The sequence below is a fragment of the Intestinimonas butyriciproducens genome (genome assembly GCF_004154955.1).
In the GTDB taxonomy this organism is placed as follows: Bacteria; Bacillota; Clostridia; order Oscillospirales; family Oscillospiraceae; genus Intestinimonas; species Intestinimonas butyriciproducens.
This window is the reverse complement of sequence record NZ_CP011524.1, coordinates 2,635,778-2,651,809: the sequence shown is the minus strand read 5'-3', so window position 1 is coordinate 2,651,809 and position 16,032 is coordinate 2,635,778. Positions and strand designations below refer to the sequence as shown.

Below are 16,032 nucleotides of genomic sequence, written 5' to 3'. Positions count from 1 at the left end.
ACGGCTCAGACCGTCAGATGGAACCGCTCCATCCAGACGTTGAGCTGCACCAGGTAGGCCAGCATCTGGGGACCGGCCATGAGCTGCCCGAACCAGGGCCGGCCGTAGTCGCCAGCGGAGGTGAGCAGGCCCTCCCGCAGGGCCCGGGCGTTCACCAGGGCGTGAAGGGGGGCCGCCGGGTCATCCAGAATGGCGGCCAGCCGGGCGCGCACCAGCTCTTCGTAGAGGGGATTGTGGGTCTTGGGATAGGGGGACTTGGGCCGTGTGCGCACGTCCTCGGGCAGCAGCCCCTCCGCCGCGTCCCGCAGCACCTGTTTGCGGCGGCCGTTCATGGCCTTCATGCTCCAGGGGATGTTCCAGACGTATTCCACCAGGTGGTGGTCGCAGAAGGGGACCCGGACCTCCAGGCCGGAGGCCATGGACATACGGTCCTTCCGGTCCAGCAGGGTGGTCATGAACCAGTTGAGGTTGAGCCAGGCCACCTCCCGTCGCCGGGCGTTCTCCGGGTCCTCCCCCTCCAGCCGGGGCGTCTGGGCCACGGACGCCCGGTAGCGGTAGTCTACATAGTCCGAGACGCCCAGACGCTTCCACAGTCCGGCGTCAAAGACCTCCCGCCGGGCGTCCAGATCCCGGCACCAGGGGAAGGTGTCGGCGTGGAGCATTTCGGACCGCTCGAACCAGGGATAGCCGCCGAACACCTCGTCGGCGCACTCACCTGAAAGGGCCACCACATGCCGCTCCGCCACCCGGCGGCAGAAATAGAGGAGGGAAGAGTCCACGTCGGCCATGCCGGGCAGGTCCTTGGCCGCCACCGCGTCGTCCAGCAGGGCGCACAGGTCCGGTATGGGGCAGGTGAGCACGGTATGCCGGGTGTGGAAGGCCTCCGTCATCCGCTCCACCCAGGGCTGGTCGGCGTCGGGCTGGAAGGAGGAGGGCGTGAAGTATTTGGCGTTGTCCGTGTAGTCGAAGGAATAGGTCTCCAGGGCGGGCAGCCCCCGGCGCTGGTAGTCCCGGGCCGCCACGGCAGAGATCACACTGGAGTCCAGCCCGCCGGAGAGGAAGGTGCACAGAGGCACGTCGGACACCAACTGCCGGGTGATGGCGCCGGTGACCAGCTCCCGGACCCGGAGCACGGTGTCCTCATAGTCGTCGGTATGGGGGCGGCTTTCCAGGGACCAATACCGGCGCTTGCGGATGCCGCCCCGGCTGATGGTCATGGAGTGGGCCGGCTCCAGTTCCTTTACCCCGGAGAATACGCCGCAGCCGCTGGTACGGGCCGGGCCGATGCCCAGTACCTCGCACCATCCGGCGGCGTCCACCCTGGGCGTAAGGCCGGGATACCGGAAGAGAGCCTTGAGCTCGGAGCCAAAGACCAGCGCGCCGTCGTCGGCCAGGGCGTAAAAGAACGGCTTTACACCGAAGCGGTCCCGGCAGGCGAAGAACTGGTTTCGGACTCCGTCCCAGATCACAAAGGCGTAGATGCCCTCCAGCCGGGCGGGGACCTCCTCTCCCCAGGCCATATAGGCGGTCAGGAGGACCTCGGTGTCGGAGCTGGTCTCAAAGCGATAGCCCTGGTCCGAAAGCTCCCGGCGGAGGGCGTCCGTGTTATAGAGCTCTCCATTGTAGACGATGGTATATTCCGCGCAGTCCCGGGTCCGGGTCATGGGCTGACGGCCCCGGTCCGGATCGATGACGGCCAGCCGCCGGTGGATCAGGGCCCCGGCGGGACAGAGCCAGGTGCCCTTGTCGTCGGGGCCCCTGTGATTGATCGCCTCCCCCATAGAATGGGCAATGGCCGCCCACTGGGGGCGGCCATTGTCCCTGTCGAACGAAATGAAGCCGGCAATACCGCACATACGCAACACACTCCCTTCTGCATTCACCTTAGTATATGCAGAAAGGGGATGTTTGCCCCGGATGGAAAAAAGTCCCCGGACCTTCACAGAAAGTCCGGGGACTTAGCCCGAAAGGGAGGGGACTTACGCGCCCAGGGAGAGTGTGGGCAGCGTGACCGAGCTGGGGTACTCGCCGCCAATGTAGATGGTCTGGTTGGCGATCTTGGTCTCGGTCTGTTCGGCCCAATTGCCCACGGTATTGGTGTGGTTGCTGAACTCGGGGAAATCGGAGGAGGAGATGTCGATGCGGATGCGGTTGCCGGCGGAGACGGTCCAGACGATGGGCAGGGACTCGATCTCCATCTCCACCACCTGGCCGGGGACATAGTCGTAGACGGCCTGTGCATAGCGGTCGTTGCGGTAGGCCAGGGTCAGCAGCCCGTTTCTAATGTTGTGGGCGGTGCCGTCGGCATCCACTTCGCTGATGGTATAGGTGAAAGCGGTGTCCTCCACATCGGTGCTGACGAAGAGATTGGCCACCAGGTTTCCGGCCAGGGTGGTGTCCTCGGCCAGAGGATCGCTGACGAAGCTGATGACGTCGGAGCGGTAACCCGCCGGGGAGAGGGGATTGCTTCCCCGCAGGTCCGGGCTGGAGCTGCTGTAGAGCATACACTCGCCGCCCTCAGTGCGCTTGGGGGCCGCGGGGTCATAGACATAGCTGACGGTGTCGGCGTGCTCTGCCTGACGGTCGGAGAGCAGATAGACGGTGCCGTCGGACTCTGTGGGTTCCGTGGTGAGGTAATAGGTGCGCTCTCCGTCGTTTTTCAGGGGGAAGCTGTCCAGATGCACCCATGCATCGTCGCCCACCACGTAGGCGTCCACGCCGGTGGCGGGCACCTTGCCGTTGACCATGATGCTGTAGAACCAATTGAAGGTGTCGGTATTCACATCGTAGGCGTAGTTGTCTCCGCCCTTCCAGCCGGTGGTGTAGCCGAAGCCGTGGTTCCAGGAGCCCAGCACCATGTGGCTCTTGGCCTTGGTCTCATCGCTGAGCAGGTTCCAGCCCTCGATGGTACCCTCGAAGTGGTGGTCGTAGTAGCCGCCGAAGATGGTGGTGGGCACGTCGATCTTGCCGATGGCGTTCTTCAGGTCGCCCCAGACACCTTCATTCCAGTAGTCGTCGGTAAAGTCCGGATGATTGACCCAGTCGGCGTAGCCCTCTACAGGGGTGCCCCAGAGATCGGTATCCACGCTGATCTGGGGGAGGTATTGGGCGGACTCCAAATAGAAATCATAGGAGTACTTGTCGGTGCAGTTCTGGAGGGTCCAGGCGGTGATATTGTCCACGGCCACCAGTCCGGAGTGGCTGACGGAGAGATTGCGCAGCACCCCGTAGCACTGGACATGGAGGGCCTCTACCTTGTCAGGCAGGCTGTCTCCCACGATCCAGGTGGTGAGGGCCAGGTAGGAGTGACCGTGCATGCCGATGCTTTTGACCCAATCCTGATCGTTGAGCCAGTTCAGACTGGCGATGCCGTCGGCACGCTCGTCCACGTTGGCCACATACTCGCCCTCGGAACCGCCCTTGCCCCGGCAGTATTGATAGACGTAAGCCATACCGCGCTTGGCATATTCCTCGCCCAGTGTATTTTTTGTCTCCTCCTGATTGGGGTAGGGCCCGCGGGTGAAGGCGGTGGGCCAGGGGCCGTCGCCGACCGGCTTATAGACCACGGTGCGCAGCTTCACGCCGTCATCCATCGGAACCATGACTTCATACTTCTCATACGCGCAGGTCTCTTTTACATCGTAGTCATTGGCGCGGATGGTGTTGCGGGTGGAGGCCATGGAGCTGGCCGCCGCGGTGGCGGAGGCGCCGTTCACGGTGATGTCGGCGTCCAAGTACTGCTCAAAGAAGGACTGGTCCACATAGATGCGGTCGTCCTTCATGGTCATGGCCGCGCTGACGGCCCCCTCTACATAGCTCACGGAGGTGGTCTTGCGCAGCGGCTGAATCTGGACGAAGTAGACGTTGTTGGAGACAGTGGCGGTCTGGGTGGCCTGATCCCAGTCCACGGAGAAGCCCAGATCCTCGGCGATGGCCCGGAGGGGAACATAGGTGATCTCCGATTCCGTCAGGACTGGGTAGAGTCGGGGGGCGGTGTCGGACTCGGCGGCCAGGGCCGGGAACGCCAGGGACAGCGACAGTGTGCTTGCCAGAAGCAGGGACAGGATGCGCTTTCTCATGGATACATTGCCTCCTCTATTTTTATTGTTATGGGGATATAGTAAAGAGGGGCGGCACGCGAAGGTGGAAACGCGTGCCGCCCGGGCAGAGAAGGGGAAAAACTCAGATGTCCATGTCCAGCAGATAGGAGGACAGGCCCTTGCCGTGCATGTCCACGGAGAGGGAGCGGGTCACGCCGCCGCCCAGAGCGGCGTACATGACGAAGTTGAGGGCGTGGATGTTGGGCAGCTCATAGCGGACTACCTCGCCCTTGACAATGCCCTTGAAGTGCTCCTTCACCTTTTCAGCGGTGACCTTTTCGCAGAGCATGGCGTAATCCTTGGGGTCGTATGCGATGAGGGACACGTTGGAGATGTCGCCCTTATCGCCGGTGCGGGAATGTGCAATATCCCAGAGTTTCATGGCTGATACTTCCTTTCTGTCCCTGAATCAGACTTCAAAAATTTCGGCTTCCGGCTTCACGTCGTAGCGGCTCACCAGGATGGAGGCCACGGACACGATGTCGCGGGTGCGCTTCACAGCGCCGCAGCCGCCGGCAGGGCCGTTGGTGTACAGGGCCTCCACCTCGTTGCCGATGAGGTCGGCCTCGGCCTTGGTCTTGGCGCGGCCAGCCACGCGGACCCGGACCTCGCTGGGCTCCTCGTTATACCGGTAGTCGGGATTCCAATAGAGGCTGTTGCAGCCGATGAGGTCGAACTTCAGTTCGTCAAACACGCCGGGGGCCACCAGCTCCAGCCGCTCCTTGACGATCTCCAGCGCCAGCTTGGCGCGGGCGACGCAGCCGGGGCCGCCGTAGCTGATCTCGCCGTCGCCGATGTAGCAGTCCTTGTAGCCGATGGAGCATTTGAAGGTCTCGGTCTTGGGGCGGCCGGTGGCGCCCTCCACCTGCACCTTGTCCTTGGCCACCTCGGTAAACTTGACCTGCTTGAAGTCGGCCACCACGTCGGGAGTCAGATACTTCTCGGGGTCATGGATCTCATAGCAGATCTGCTCGGAGCAGGTCTCCACGGTGACCATGCCGCCGGCCTCGGGCACCTTGGTGACGAAGAAGGAGCCGTCCTCGGCGATCTCGATGATGGGGAAGCCCAGGTGCCCCACGCCGGGCACGTCCTTCTTGCCGGGCTCTGCGAAGTAGCCGCCGGTGACCTGACCGCCGCACTCCAGAAGATGACCCACCATGGTGCCCTTGCCCAGTTTGTCCCAGTCCTCCAGGGACCAGCCGAACTCGTGGATGAGGGGGGCCATAAAGATGGCGGGGTCGGACACGCGGCCGGTGATGACCACATCGGCGCCCAGGTCCAGCGCCTTCAGAATGCCCTCCACGCCCATATAGGCGTTGGCGGAGACGATCTCGCCGGGCAGCTCCCGGAGGGGCTTGTGGGTCTCCCACACCTCGGTGTCCATGTACTTGTCGATGACGGGCAGCAGATCGTCGCCGGTGACACAGGCGATTTTCATGCCCTGGAGGCCGTGCCTGCGGGCGATCTCCACGCAGACCTTGGCGGCGGCCTGGGGATTGGCGGAGCCCATGTTGGTGATGACCTTCACTTTGTGCTTCCAGGCCAGGGGGAGGGCCTTCTCCATGCGGTGCTCCAGCAGGCCGTTATACCCCTTGGTAGGGTCCTTCAGTTTGGCCTGCTGGCCGATGGCGATGGTGCGCTCCGCCAGACACTCGTAACTGATGTAGTCCAGATTGCCCTTCTCAATGAGCTCCAGGGAGGGCTCCAGCCGGTCGCCGGCATAGCCCGCACCGCTGCCGATACGGATGGTTTTCATAGCGTAACTTCCTTTCTAAATCGTAAATGCGGTAAGGGAGGGATCGACGTTCTGTCAGATGGTGATGCCGCCGGTGAGGACGCCCACCACCAGCATGATGAGGGAGAGCAGCCATACCAGAGGGATGGTCTTTTTCTGGTGCTCGCCCAGATCCACGCCGGCCAGGCCCACCAGCAGGAAGGTGGAGGCGGTCAGCGGAGAGACGGGGAAGCCGGTGGTCATCTGACCCAGGATAGCGGCCTGCCCCACGTTGACACCTGCCACGCCGAAGCCCTCGGCGGTCTGTGCCAGCACGGGCAGCACGCCGTAGTAGAAGGAGTCGGGGTCAAAAAGCAGAGAGGCGGGCATGGAGATGACGCCCACGATGACGGGGAAGAAGCGGCCCAGGGAGGCGGGGATGAGGCTGGTGAGGGCGCCGGCCATCTCGGTGATCATGCCGGTGCCCTTCATGATGCCGGTAAAGCACCCGGCGGCGAAGAGGACGGAGCACATCATCAGGCACTCCTTGGCGTGGGCGTCCACGCGGGCCTTGGACTCCTTGACGTTGGGGTAGTTGATGACGGTGGCCAGCACGTAGAACACCATAAAGACCACCGCGGGGGCGAAGCCGGAGAACAGCAGGGAGACGATGGCGGCGATGATGAGGATCAGGTTGATGGGGAAGAGGTGGGGCCGCAGCAGGGCCTTCTGCTCTTCGGTGAGCTCGGCCATGGTGACGGCGGCGCTGCCCAGGGCCACGGAGCCGATGCGGGCCTTCTCACGCTTGCCCAGCAGGGCGGAAAAAACAATCACGCACACAAGGCCCACGATCACGGCGGGGAGGATGGGCATGAACAGCTCTTTGACCACGTCCACGCTCAGGGCGGTGGCGGCGCGGATGGTGGGGCCGCCCCAAGGGAGGATGTTCATGGTGCCGGCGGCCATCGCCACGATGGCGGCCAGGGTGGTGCGCTTCATGCCCACCGCGTCGTACAGGGGAACCAGCGGGGGTACACAGATGAGAAAGGTGACGGCGCCGGAGCCGTCCAGATGGACGCACATGGCCAGGATCGCGGTACCGATGGCGATCTTCACCGGGTCGGTGCCCATCATCCTGGTGATGCCGCCGATGATGGGACGGAAGGTGCCCGCGTCGGTGAGGATACCGAAGAACAGGATGGAGAAGATGAACATGACGCCGGTGGCGGCCACGGAGCCGATGCCGGAGGAGCCGGTGATCATCTTGCCCAGGCTCTTGAAGTTGGCGACGAAGTCAACGACGCCTTGGGTTCCCTCGGGCGCGCCCTCGGGGACCACCGAGATAAAGAAACATGCGATGATGCCGGTGACGACCGGGACCGCGATGAGCGCCACCAGCGGGGATGCCTTTTTGGTCATGATCAGGATAAGCATGAGGATGACCGTGATGAAACCGAGTGCTGCTAACATGCAAGAAACCTCCTCTTGTAGTAATGCAACCAATTCCAACGTTGCTTGCACCTCTGTATAGAAGCAAAGGCCGTGCCAATTTTGCCGAAGCGGGGCGCAAAAAATCCGAAACACCTGATGCCCCAGGGTGTTTCGGATTTTTGGACCGTAGGCGGTCGGACAGCCGGCCGGTGGGAGGACTTCTAAAATTTTGGAAGCTGGAGGCCCGGGGCGGTGCAGGAAGGGGAAAAAAGTCTTTTGAGATGGGCGGTTCCAGCAAATTAGAAGCGAATTCTAAAAATTTAGATCTCCGACGCCTTCAATTTGTTGTAGAGGCTGGCCAGGGAGATTCCGAGCTGCGCGGCGGTCTTTTTCTTCCCCTCCAGGCTGGAGCCGTTCTGCTCCAGCAGGCGGCTGATCTCCCGCTTTTCAAAGGCGCGGGTCCGCTGGGCCAGGGTAAGGAGGGGGGCGGACTGGGGGTCATGGGGCAGGCTGTCGGGGAGCGATTCCTCCGTGATGATGCCGGAGGAGGAGAGGTAGGCGGAGAACTCCAGCACGTTGCGCAGCTCCCGGACATTGCCGGGCCAGTCGTGGGCCTGGAGGCGGCTCACCGCGTCCCCGGTGAGGGAGAAGCTGCGGTGGAGCTTGCGGGAGAGGTCGTCCAGGATGGCGCCGGCCAGGGCGGGGATATCGCCGGGGCGCTCCCGCAGGGGCGGGATGTGGACGGGAAAGGTGTTTAGCCGGTAGTAGAGATCCTTGCGGAACCGGCCCTGGGCCACATAGTCCGGGAGGTTCGCGTTGCAGGCGGCAATGACCCGCACATCTGTGTCCAGCTCCTTGACCCCGCCCACCGGGCGGACCTTTCTCTCCTGGAGCGCCCGGAGGAGCTTGGCCTGGAGGGCCAGGTCCATCTCGGAGATCTCGTCCAGGAAGAGGGTGCCTCCCGCCGCGGCCTCAAAGAGCCCCAGCTTGCCCCCCTTTTTGGCCCCGGTAAAGGCCCCCTCCACATAGCCGAAGAGCTCGGATTCGAGCATGTTGGGGTTGAAGTTGGAGCAGTTGATGGCCACGAAGACCCCCTCCCGGCGGGGGCTGTGATTGTGGATGGCCTGGGCGTACAGCTCCTTGCCGGTTCCGCTCTCCGACTCCAGCAGCACGGTGGCGTCGGTGGCGGCAATCTTCTCCGCCAGGGCTTTGACCTGGGCGGCTGCGGGGGTGACGGCCACGATGTCGTCAAAGGTGTATTTCGCGCCGTTGGCCCGGCTGATGCTGCGCAGGACCTGACGGCTGCGCCGCTCCATGGCCTCCAGCTCCTCCCGGGTCTGATAGGCGTCCTCCAGGAAGGTGACCACGGAGAGGCCGCCGGCCAGGACTCCGTCCTGATAGATGGGGTAGAGATTGACGAAATAGAAGTCCTGGATCTCCTGCCGGGTGATGTGGAGGATGGGCGCTCCCGCCTCCAGCACATCCGGAAGCCGCGCGCCGGGCCGCAGATCCCGCAGCCGGTAGCCCTCGATCTCGCCGATATCGCCCCCGGCCTCTTTGTTCAGAAAATCCCGATAGGCCCGGTTTCCAAAGACGATGCAGCCCTCGGTGTCGATGATGGTGATGCCCTCCCGCATGGCGTCGAAGGCGGCGCGGGCGGCGGCGTTGAGCTCCACAGGCTTCCCTCCTTTTTATGCTGTCGGTGCATCCGATTATAGACTCTCGGGCGGCGGCGCGCAAGAGGGAGAGAATTGACGATTCTCCATTGTCAAGCGCGTCCCCGGCGTTTATAATGGAGAGAAGATCGAAAAAAGACAAAAAGCGGGGGCGAAGAGAGCGCATGGACACCATGATCATCGGGATCGCCGGGGGTACCGGCTCAGGCAAGACCACCCTGACCAAGAAGCTCCAGGAGGAGTTTGGAGCGCATGTCAGCGTGCTCTACCACGACAACTATTATAAGTCGCACAGCGAAATGCCCTTTGAGGAGCGGACCAGACTCAATTACGACCACCCGGACGCCTTCGATACCGGGCTGATGATCCGGGATATCCAGGCCCTCCAGCGGGGGGAGACGATCCGGTGTCCGGTGTACGACTACACCATCCATGACCGATCCGGCGAGACCGTGGAGGTCCGCCCCACCAAGGTCATTCTGGTGGAAGGCATCCTGATCTTTGAGAACAAGGCCCTTCGGGACCTGATGGACATCAAGATTTTTGTGGATACCGACGCCGATGTGCGCATCCTCCGCCGCATCACCCGGGATGTGAAGAAGCGGGGGCGGAGCTTGGACTCGGTGGTCAGCCAGTATCTCACCACCGTCAAGCCCATGCACGAGCAGTTCGTGGAGCCCTCCAAACGGTTTGCCGACATCGTGGTGCTGGAGGGAGGCCGCAACCTGGTGGCCCTGGATATGATCATCCAGCGCATCAAAAGCCATGTGGAGGCGGAAGAGACGCCATAACAGAAGAGCGGCAGACAGCGCGGCCCGGTCTCCCGAGGGGGACCGGGCCGCGCTGTCTGTCCCCGATGGGCACAGGCGGAGGAGAAAAAGAGTGAATTTAAGAATGTGACCCGGATGTAACCGAAGAGGTCTATGCTGATGCCGTTAGCTGGGCACGGGAACATGTGACGGTAAAGTTACAAAAAGAAGAAGAAAAATAAAATGCAAAAGAAAAATGTAAAATGTGACTGAAATGTAACCGAGACGCGGTAAGCTGTAGACACTCCGCAGGAAACGGCTCCGTGATCTCGGAACGGACAGTCCAAAGGGGGGATCAACAGGCATGAAACAGACTGGAGAACGGGAGACTTTCGTCGTACGCATCCTGAACACCCAGAACGCCACGTGGCAGGGGACCGTCACCTGGACGGACGGGAAGCGGATGGAGTCCTTCCGAAGCGCTCTGGAACTGATCAGGCTGATCGACAGTACCTTGCTGGAGCAGGGCGCTCCGGACACGGAAGAACCCCCAGAAGGGGGAGAGGCGTAGCGAAACAGAAAGCCGACCCAGCGCACGTGAAAAAGGCAAACCGGCCGAAAGGCCGGGACGCAAAGCTCAGGAGGCTAAGGCCGCGAGGCTAGGCCAGTCCGGCTGCCGCATGGTTTCAACGCCATCTAACTGATTAGGAGGAAGAATCATGTTGGCAAACAGCAAGAAAAGAGTGTTGTCCCTGTTCCTGGCGTTCGTCATGGTATTCGGACTGCTGCCGACGGCGGCGTTCGCAGCGGCCAATGACGGTCAGATCGGAAAGTATGTCGAACTGAACGCCGATAACACCATTCAGGCGGGGACAGAGACTGCAACGTCCACAAAGACGATTCAGGATCCCAACGGATACGTGATCATGAGCAAGGACATTACCGGGACTGACAAGGAAAACGAGTTCCTGGTCACCCTCAAGGTGGAGACCACGGAGCAGGAGTCCACCATGACCGCCACCTCCGGCGCGGACGTGGTCCTGGTCTTCGACGTGTCCACCAGCATGGACTATACCACCGGCGGGACAGCGCCAGGTAGGTGGGGCTGGAAGCTTTCCAACACCCGCTGGACCGCGCTGAAGGCAGCGGCCGAGAGCTTTATTACCGGGCTGCTGGCGAACAACAAGAACCGGGTCTCCATCGTGATCTATGGCGGTGGAAATAGTTTTAATGGCAATAAAGTCCACAAGACCATCTGTAACTGGACCAGCGACGCCCAGACGGCCATCAACACCTTTAAGAACTATGATGTGGTGCGCCAGAATTATGTCAATCAACAGGGCGTGACCAATAAGACCAGCCTGCGCAAGGCCTATCTGAACGACAACGGTAACGATTATGGCGCCACAAACTGCCAAGCCGGGTTTGTCGCTGCACAAGAGGTACTGGGCCAGCGCGGCGCCACAGAGAATTCCTCTTACGTGATCTACATGTCCGACGGCGTCACGAACCGCAGATACCGCGATAGTCGGGGAACCGTTATCGTGGATACGGGAAATGAGTATTATTACGGTACCAGCTCCGGCAGTAACGGCGACTCTAGGGTAGTCAAGGCTGCGCAAGATCAGGCAGCCAAGCTGAAGAGCAAGTACCCGGATACCACCCTTTACACCGTGGGCTTCGGCTTGGGCGATAACGGCAACAACGTGATGAGTCCGAGCGGGAAGAATGGCAACAAGTCGGTGGATAAGTATTACCCGGCGGACGACGCCGACGAGCTGGAGATCGTCTACAACAACATCAACACCGCGATCACCCTGCGCAGCAAGGCTTGGGAGGTTACGGACCCCATGGGCGCCATGATCGAGTTCGGCGAGATCAAAACTGCGGTCGGCACTGCGGTCGCCCGCGAGGAGAACGGCACCCTCACCTGGACCATCCGTAAGGATACCCCCGGCGCAAGCTATGACAAGACCTTGGATGGCAAGAAGTACACCTTCCACCCCTATGAGCTCCAGTATACCATCCGTCTGAAGACTGAGAGCAGCGGTTTTGCGGCGGGAGAGTTCTATCCCACAAACAAGCAGACCAAACTGACCTATGTGTTTTCCGACGCTGAGGGCAATATTCCGGAGAATGCCGAGCTGAAGGAGGCATTCTTCAAGGTCCCCACTGTGAAGGGCTACCTGGGAAGCCTGAGCTTCCGCAAGGAGGACGGCCGGGGGAACGCCGTGACGGGCGCGCAGTTCACACTCAACTGTACCTGCGGAGACCCTGTGCATGGCGCTGCCGCTTCCGGCACCTCCGTGAACGGCACTGTCGCCATCTCCAACATCCCCTCCGGGCACACCTATACCATGACCGAGACCGTGCCTGCGAACAGCGACTTTGACCAGTCTGCGGTCAAGACCTATACCGTCGCCGTGGACTACGGCAAGGTCACCGTGACCGACAGCAAGAATGCCGTCGTGTACTCCGACGCGGAGAACAAAAAGGACATGACGGTGATCAACTACTATAAGCCCCAGAACGAGACCCTGGAGCTCACCAAGACCTGGGTGCCCGAGGCCCCCGCCGGTGTGACCGAGATCACCGTCACCGTGGACCGCATCACCGGGTACGACCAGAATCAGGCCCCCATCTTTGACGGCACCGGCGCGTATCAGCATGAGATCAAGGTCACCAAGAACGGTGATACCTGGACCGGCTCCGCCAGCCTTCCCACCCGGGATATCAACGACAACACCACCATTACCTACGGCGTGGTCGGCGAGACCGGCGCCTCCGGCTATGACCTGGTGAGCGGCACCAGCGTGGACCTGGTCAACGTGAGCAGCGGCGAAGATACCATCCAGCTGAAGAAGATCTGGAATACCCCGGACCAGACCGGCGAAGCCGTCACCCTGCGGGTGAAGGGCTCCGACAGCTCCGTGAAGGACGTGACCCTGGACGGCACTGTGGACAGTGTGGAGACCACGGCCTGGGAGGCCACCCTCAGCCTGCCCAGCTACGATGCTGAAGGCAAGATCACCTACAGCGTGGTGGAGCTTGATAAGACCGGCGCTGAGAAGAGCACCGGCGTGGTGGAACTCGCCAATGGCGCTTATACCGTGAGCATCAGCGGCGGCACTGTCACCAACACCATCCAGCAGGACTACTACGGCACCCTCTCCGGGACCAAGGTATGGAAGAATCCCGAGGGGAACTATGACGACACTGTGGAGATTTCCCTCATCGCCACCGTGGACGGGAGCGAGTACACCGTGGCCGTCGACACCATCGGCGAGCAGGACCCTGCGACCGGGAGCCGCGACTGGGGTTACAGCTTCAGCTCTCTGCCCAAGTACGCCGTGGACACCGCGGGTAACAGCGTCATCGCCGCGCTGGCCGCCGAAGGCGTAGAGCTGGAGGGCCAGAGCATCACCTACAAGGTCACCGACGACCTGACGGACTACAACGTTACCGACGGCACCTTTGAGCAGAACCTGACCAACCAGATCAAGCCCGCCGCCGGCACCCTGTCGGTCACCAAGACCTGGGAGGACGACGGCAACAGTTACGACACCCGTTCGGTCGAGGACGTGACCCTGGTGGTCACCCGTTCCTCCAACGGCGAAACCGACCCTGCGTTTGAAAAGACCGTGACCTTCGACCCCATCTACGGCCTGGACGAGACCCCCGAGGCAGTGGCCGTGAACACCGCTACCTATACCTTTGAAGAGACGTTTGACGTCTATGACGCCGACGGAAAGCTGTACACCTACACCGTGGCCGAGCAGGGCGCTGTGACCGAGAATCAGGTCACCACCATTGCCGGCAAGGACGGCGCCGAGTACGGCGTAACCTATCCCAAGCAGAACGTCACCCTGGTCGACGGCGCCGCCGAGCTGGAGGCCCTGAACACCCTGGACGGCGATCAGGTCACCATCACCGTGAGCAAGACCTGGAAGGGCCCCGGTACGGAGGCCGCCACCGGCAAGGCTACCTTCCAGGTGAAGGACGGCGATACCGTGGTCGACTCCTGTGAGCTGACCGGTGACGACAGCCACACCTTTACCCTGCCCAAGCCCGCCGCCTCCTACGATGTGGTGGAGGTCGCCGTGGAGGGCTACACCACTGACAAGACTGTCAATGATGAGAAGACCGCATACAGCTTCACCAATACCATCGGGCAGAGCACCTTCGACATCACCGGCACCAAGGCGTGGACGGGCGTTCCCGAGGGGGAGAATCTGCCTGAGACCGTCACCGTAATCCTCAACCGCAACGGCGAGAAGATTGACGAGGACGTCATCACTGCCGCCGAGGGCTGGAACTATGCGTTCGAGGGCTTGGACAAGTACGACCTGACCACCGGCAAGGAGTACGTCTACACCGTCACCGACAGCGTGGGCGGCTTTACCGCCACGGACGGCGTGAAGTCCAACGGCTACCAGCTCACCAATGCCTTTGTCCCTGATTACTGGAAGACCAGCTTTGAGGTCACCAAGGCCTGGAACGACGGCGGCAACGCCGACGGCGACCGGCCCGAGAGCATCTATGTGGGCCTGTATGCCGGCGATACCTTCCTGAAGTACGCCGAGCTGACCTCCGATACCTGGAAGCATACCTTCACCGATCTGCCCAAGTACGCCACGGACGGCAAGACCCCCATCCAGTACACCGTGAAGGAGGGCACCGTGGCTGGGGATGTGTTCACCCCCGCCGGGGCCAGCATTGAGTTGGACGGCGTGACCTACACCATCCTCATTGCCGGCGGCCAGATCACCAACACCCGCGACAGCGAGACCGGAGGCTCCACCGTCACCTACTCGGTGAGCAAGATCTGGAACGGCCCCACCAGCGCGGACGTGGCCTTCGGCCTCTTCCGGAACAGCGAGACCACACCCATCCAGACCATCACCGGCGGCGAGATGACCGCGGCCCAGGCCACCGACGCGGTCTGGAGCGCCTCCTTCGCCCCCGTCGACAAGTTTGACGGCAGCGGCAGCCGCTACACCTATACCGTGAAAGAGGGCACCGTGGCCGACGGCGTGTTCACCCCTGCCGAAGGCACCATCACCCTGGGCGGCGAGACCTACACCGTGGAGGCCCGTGAGCCCGTGGGCAACAGCTACACCTTTGTCAATACCGTGCAGGATGCGCACACCTTCAGCGTCACCGCCACCAAGACCTGGGAGAACATTGAGAACGTCACCCTGCCGGAGACCATCCAGCTCCAGCTGCTGGCCAACGACGTGAAGAGCGGCGATCCCGTGGAGGTCAAAGCTGACGCCGAGGGCAAGTGGACCCACACCTTTACCGGCCTTGCCAAGTACGACGGCGCCTATGAGCCCATCACCTACACCGTGGAAGAGGTGGGCGCTTACGACTCCACCTCTGTGGAGAGCGACGGCGTGGCCGCCGTGAGGCTGGTGAAGTACGGCAACGACTACTACGAGGTGAAGTATGACGGCCTGAACGTCACCAACACCTACACCAGCACCGACAAGTACTGCTACCGTGTGGACCGCGTCTACAACTACTACCTGGACGACGTGCTCCAGAGCGGCAAGACCGTGACCAAGACCGGCGAGCTCCAATCCGGCGAGGCCAATGCCTATATCACCAACCTGGACACCGACGCCTACAAGAGCCAGGACGAAATGAGCAGCTACCGGTACGTCAGCGGTACTCCCACCGTGGTGATCGCCGATGTGGAAAAGGTGGGCGTGCAGCTCGTCGAAGCCAACCATGAGTACGTCATCACCTTGGTCTACGAGCTGCGTGAGGAGTCCTCCGATCCCGGCCCTGGCCCCGGCCCCGATCCCACCACCCGCTATGATCTGGTGGTGAAGTACCTGGAGGAGGGGACCGAGGAGGTGCTGTCCAGCGAGTACTCCACCCGCAAAGCCGAGGGCAGCAGCTATAACGTGACCGCCCAGACCGAGAAGACCATCTCCGGCTACACCATCACCGACATCACGGGCGACGATGTCATCGGCAACATGAACAGCGACAAGGAGATCATCGTCTGGTACGTCAGGGAGACGGACATCGATCCCGAGCCCACACCCCTCGACCCCACCCCCGGCGGCGATGTCGACATCATCGACGACAAGACGCCTCTGGACGACGGCAGCGGTATCGCTACCGGCGACGGCGACGAAGTGACCATCGTGGACGACCCCACTGCTATGGGCAACCTGCCCCAGACCGGCACCATGGCCCGCAGCGCGGTGAATCCCACTACGACCCTCGGCCTGCTGGCCCTGAGCCTCTCCATGGCGGCAGCCGGCCTGGCCATTACCATCGGCCGCAAGAAGGAAGAGGAGTTCGAGGACTGACCCATCCCTCTCAAGGCCCACACAGCAAAAAACATT

At 62.0% G+C, this 16,032-nt stretch carries 9 protein-coding genes and 1 riboswitch; of the genes, 3 read left to right on the top strand and 6 right to left on the bottom strand.

The genetic code is table 11. From position 1 onward, the window contains the following. Positions 1–5: 5 nt before the first annotated feature. From asnB to SRB521_RS13080, 6 genes are all read right to left on the bottom strand, one after another. Positions 6–1,856 carry an asparagine synthase (glutamine-hydrolyzing) gene (gene asnB, locus SRB521_RS13105; protein ID WP_116722175.1) on the bottom strand — a complete coding sequence of 617 codons (1,851 nt, stop codon included), beginning with the start codon at positions 1,854–1,856 and terminating at the stop codon, positions 6–8. 123 nt (positions 1,857–1,979) lie between these two features. Beyond that, positions 1,980–4,079 carry a CocE/NonD family hydrolase gene (locus SRB521_RS13100; RefSeq protein WP_116722174.1) on the bottom strand — a complete coding sequence of 700 codons (2,100 nt, stop codon included), beginning with the start codon at positions 4,077–4,079 and terminating at the stop codon, positions 1,980–1,982. A gap of 103 nt (positions 4,080–4,182) precedes the next feature. Beyond that, on the bottom strand, positions 4,183–4,482 hold the full coding sequence (locus SRB521_RS13095) for an AtuA-related protein (protein ID WP_033117302.1): 300 nt from the start codon (positions 4,480–4,482) through the stop codon (positions 4,183–4,185). Between the two features lie 27 nt (positions 4,483–4,509). Continuing rightward, on the bottom strand, positions 4,510–5,856 hold the full coding sequence (locus SRB521_RS13090; protein ID WP_075704497.1) for an acyclic terpene utilization AtuA family protein: 1,347 nt from the start codon (positions 5,854–5,856) through the stop codon (positions 4,510–4,512). Positions 5,857–5,910: 54 nt separating this feature from the next. Continuing rightward, a complete protein-coding gene (locus SRB521_RS13085; protein ID WP_116722173.1) occupies positions 5,911–7,284 on the bottom strand; it encodes a CitMHS family transporter in 1,374 nt (457 codons plus the stop codon). A gap of 281 nt (positions 7,285–7,565) precedes the next feature. Then, complete coding sequence (locus SRB521_RS13080; protein WP_116722172.1) at positions 7,566–8,921, bottom strand: sigma-54 interaction domain-containing protein; 1,356 nt, start codon at positions 8,919–8,921, stop codon at positions 7,566–7,568. A 164-nt stretch (positions 8,922–9,085) separates the two neighbouring features. Between SRB521_RS13080 and udk the strand changes: the two genes are divergently transcribed. The 3 genes from udk to SRB521_RS13065 all read left to right on the top strand — a co-directional run bounded on the left by udk (position 9,086) and on the right by SRB521_RS13065 (position 15,996). Further along, the gene (gene udk / locus SRB521_RS13075) at positions 9,086–9,712 is read left to right on the top strand and encodes a uridine kinase (RefSeq protein WP_033117306.1); all 627 of its coding nucleotides are present in this window, start codon (positions 9,086–9,088) and stop codon (positions 9,710–9,712) included. A 322-nt stretch (positions 9,713–10,034) separates the two neighbouring features. Continuing rightward, positions 10,035–10,241: a hypothetical protein gene (locus SRB521_RS13070; RefSeq protein ID WP_116722171.1), complete on the top strand. Its 207-nt coding sequence runs from the start codon at positions 10,035–10,037 to the stop codon at positions 10,239–10,241. Between the two features lie 24 nt (positions 10,242–10,265). Then, positions 10,266–10,351: riboswitch (cyclic di-GMP riboswitch) on the top strand. A 38-nt stretch (positions 10,352–10,389) separates the two neighbouring features. After that, positions 10,390–15,996 (top strand): Cna B-type domain-containing protein, encoded by a 5,607-nt coding sequence (locus tag SRB521_RS13065; protein ID WP_116722170.1) that lies wholly within the window; start codon positions 10,390–10,392, stop codon positions 15,994–15,996. Positions 15,997–16,032: the final 36 nt, after the last annotated feature.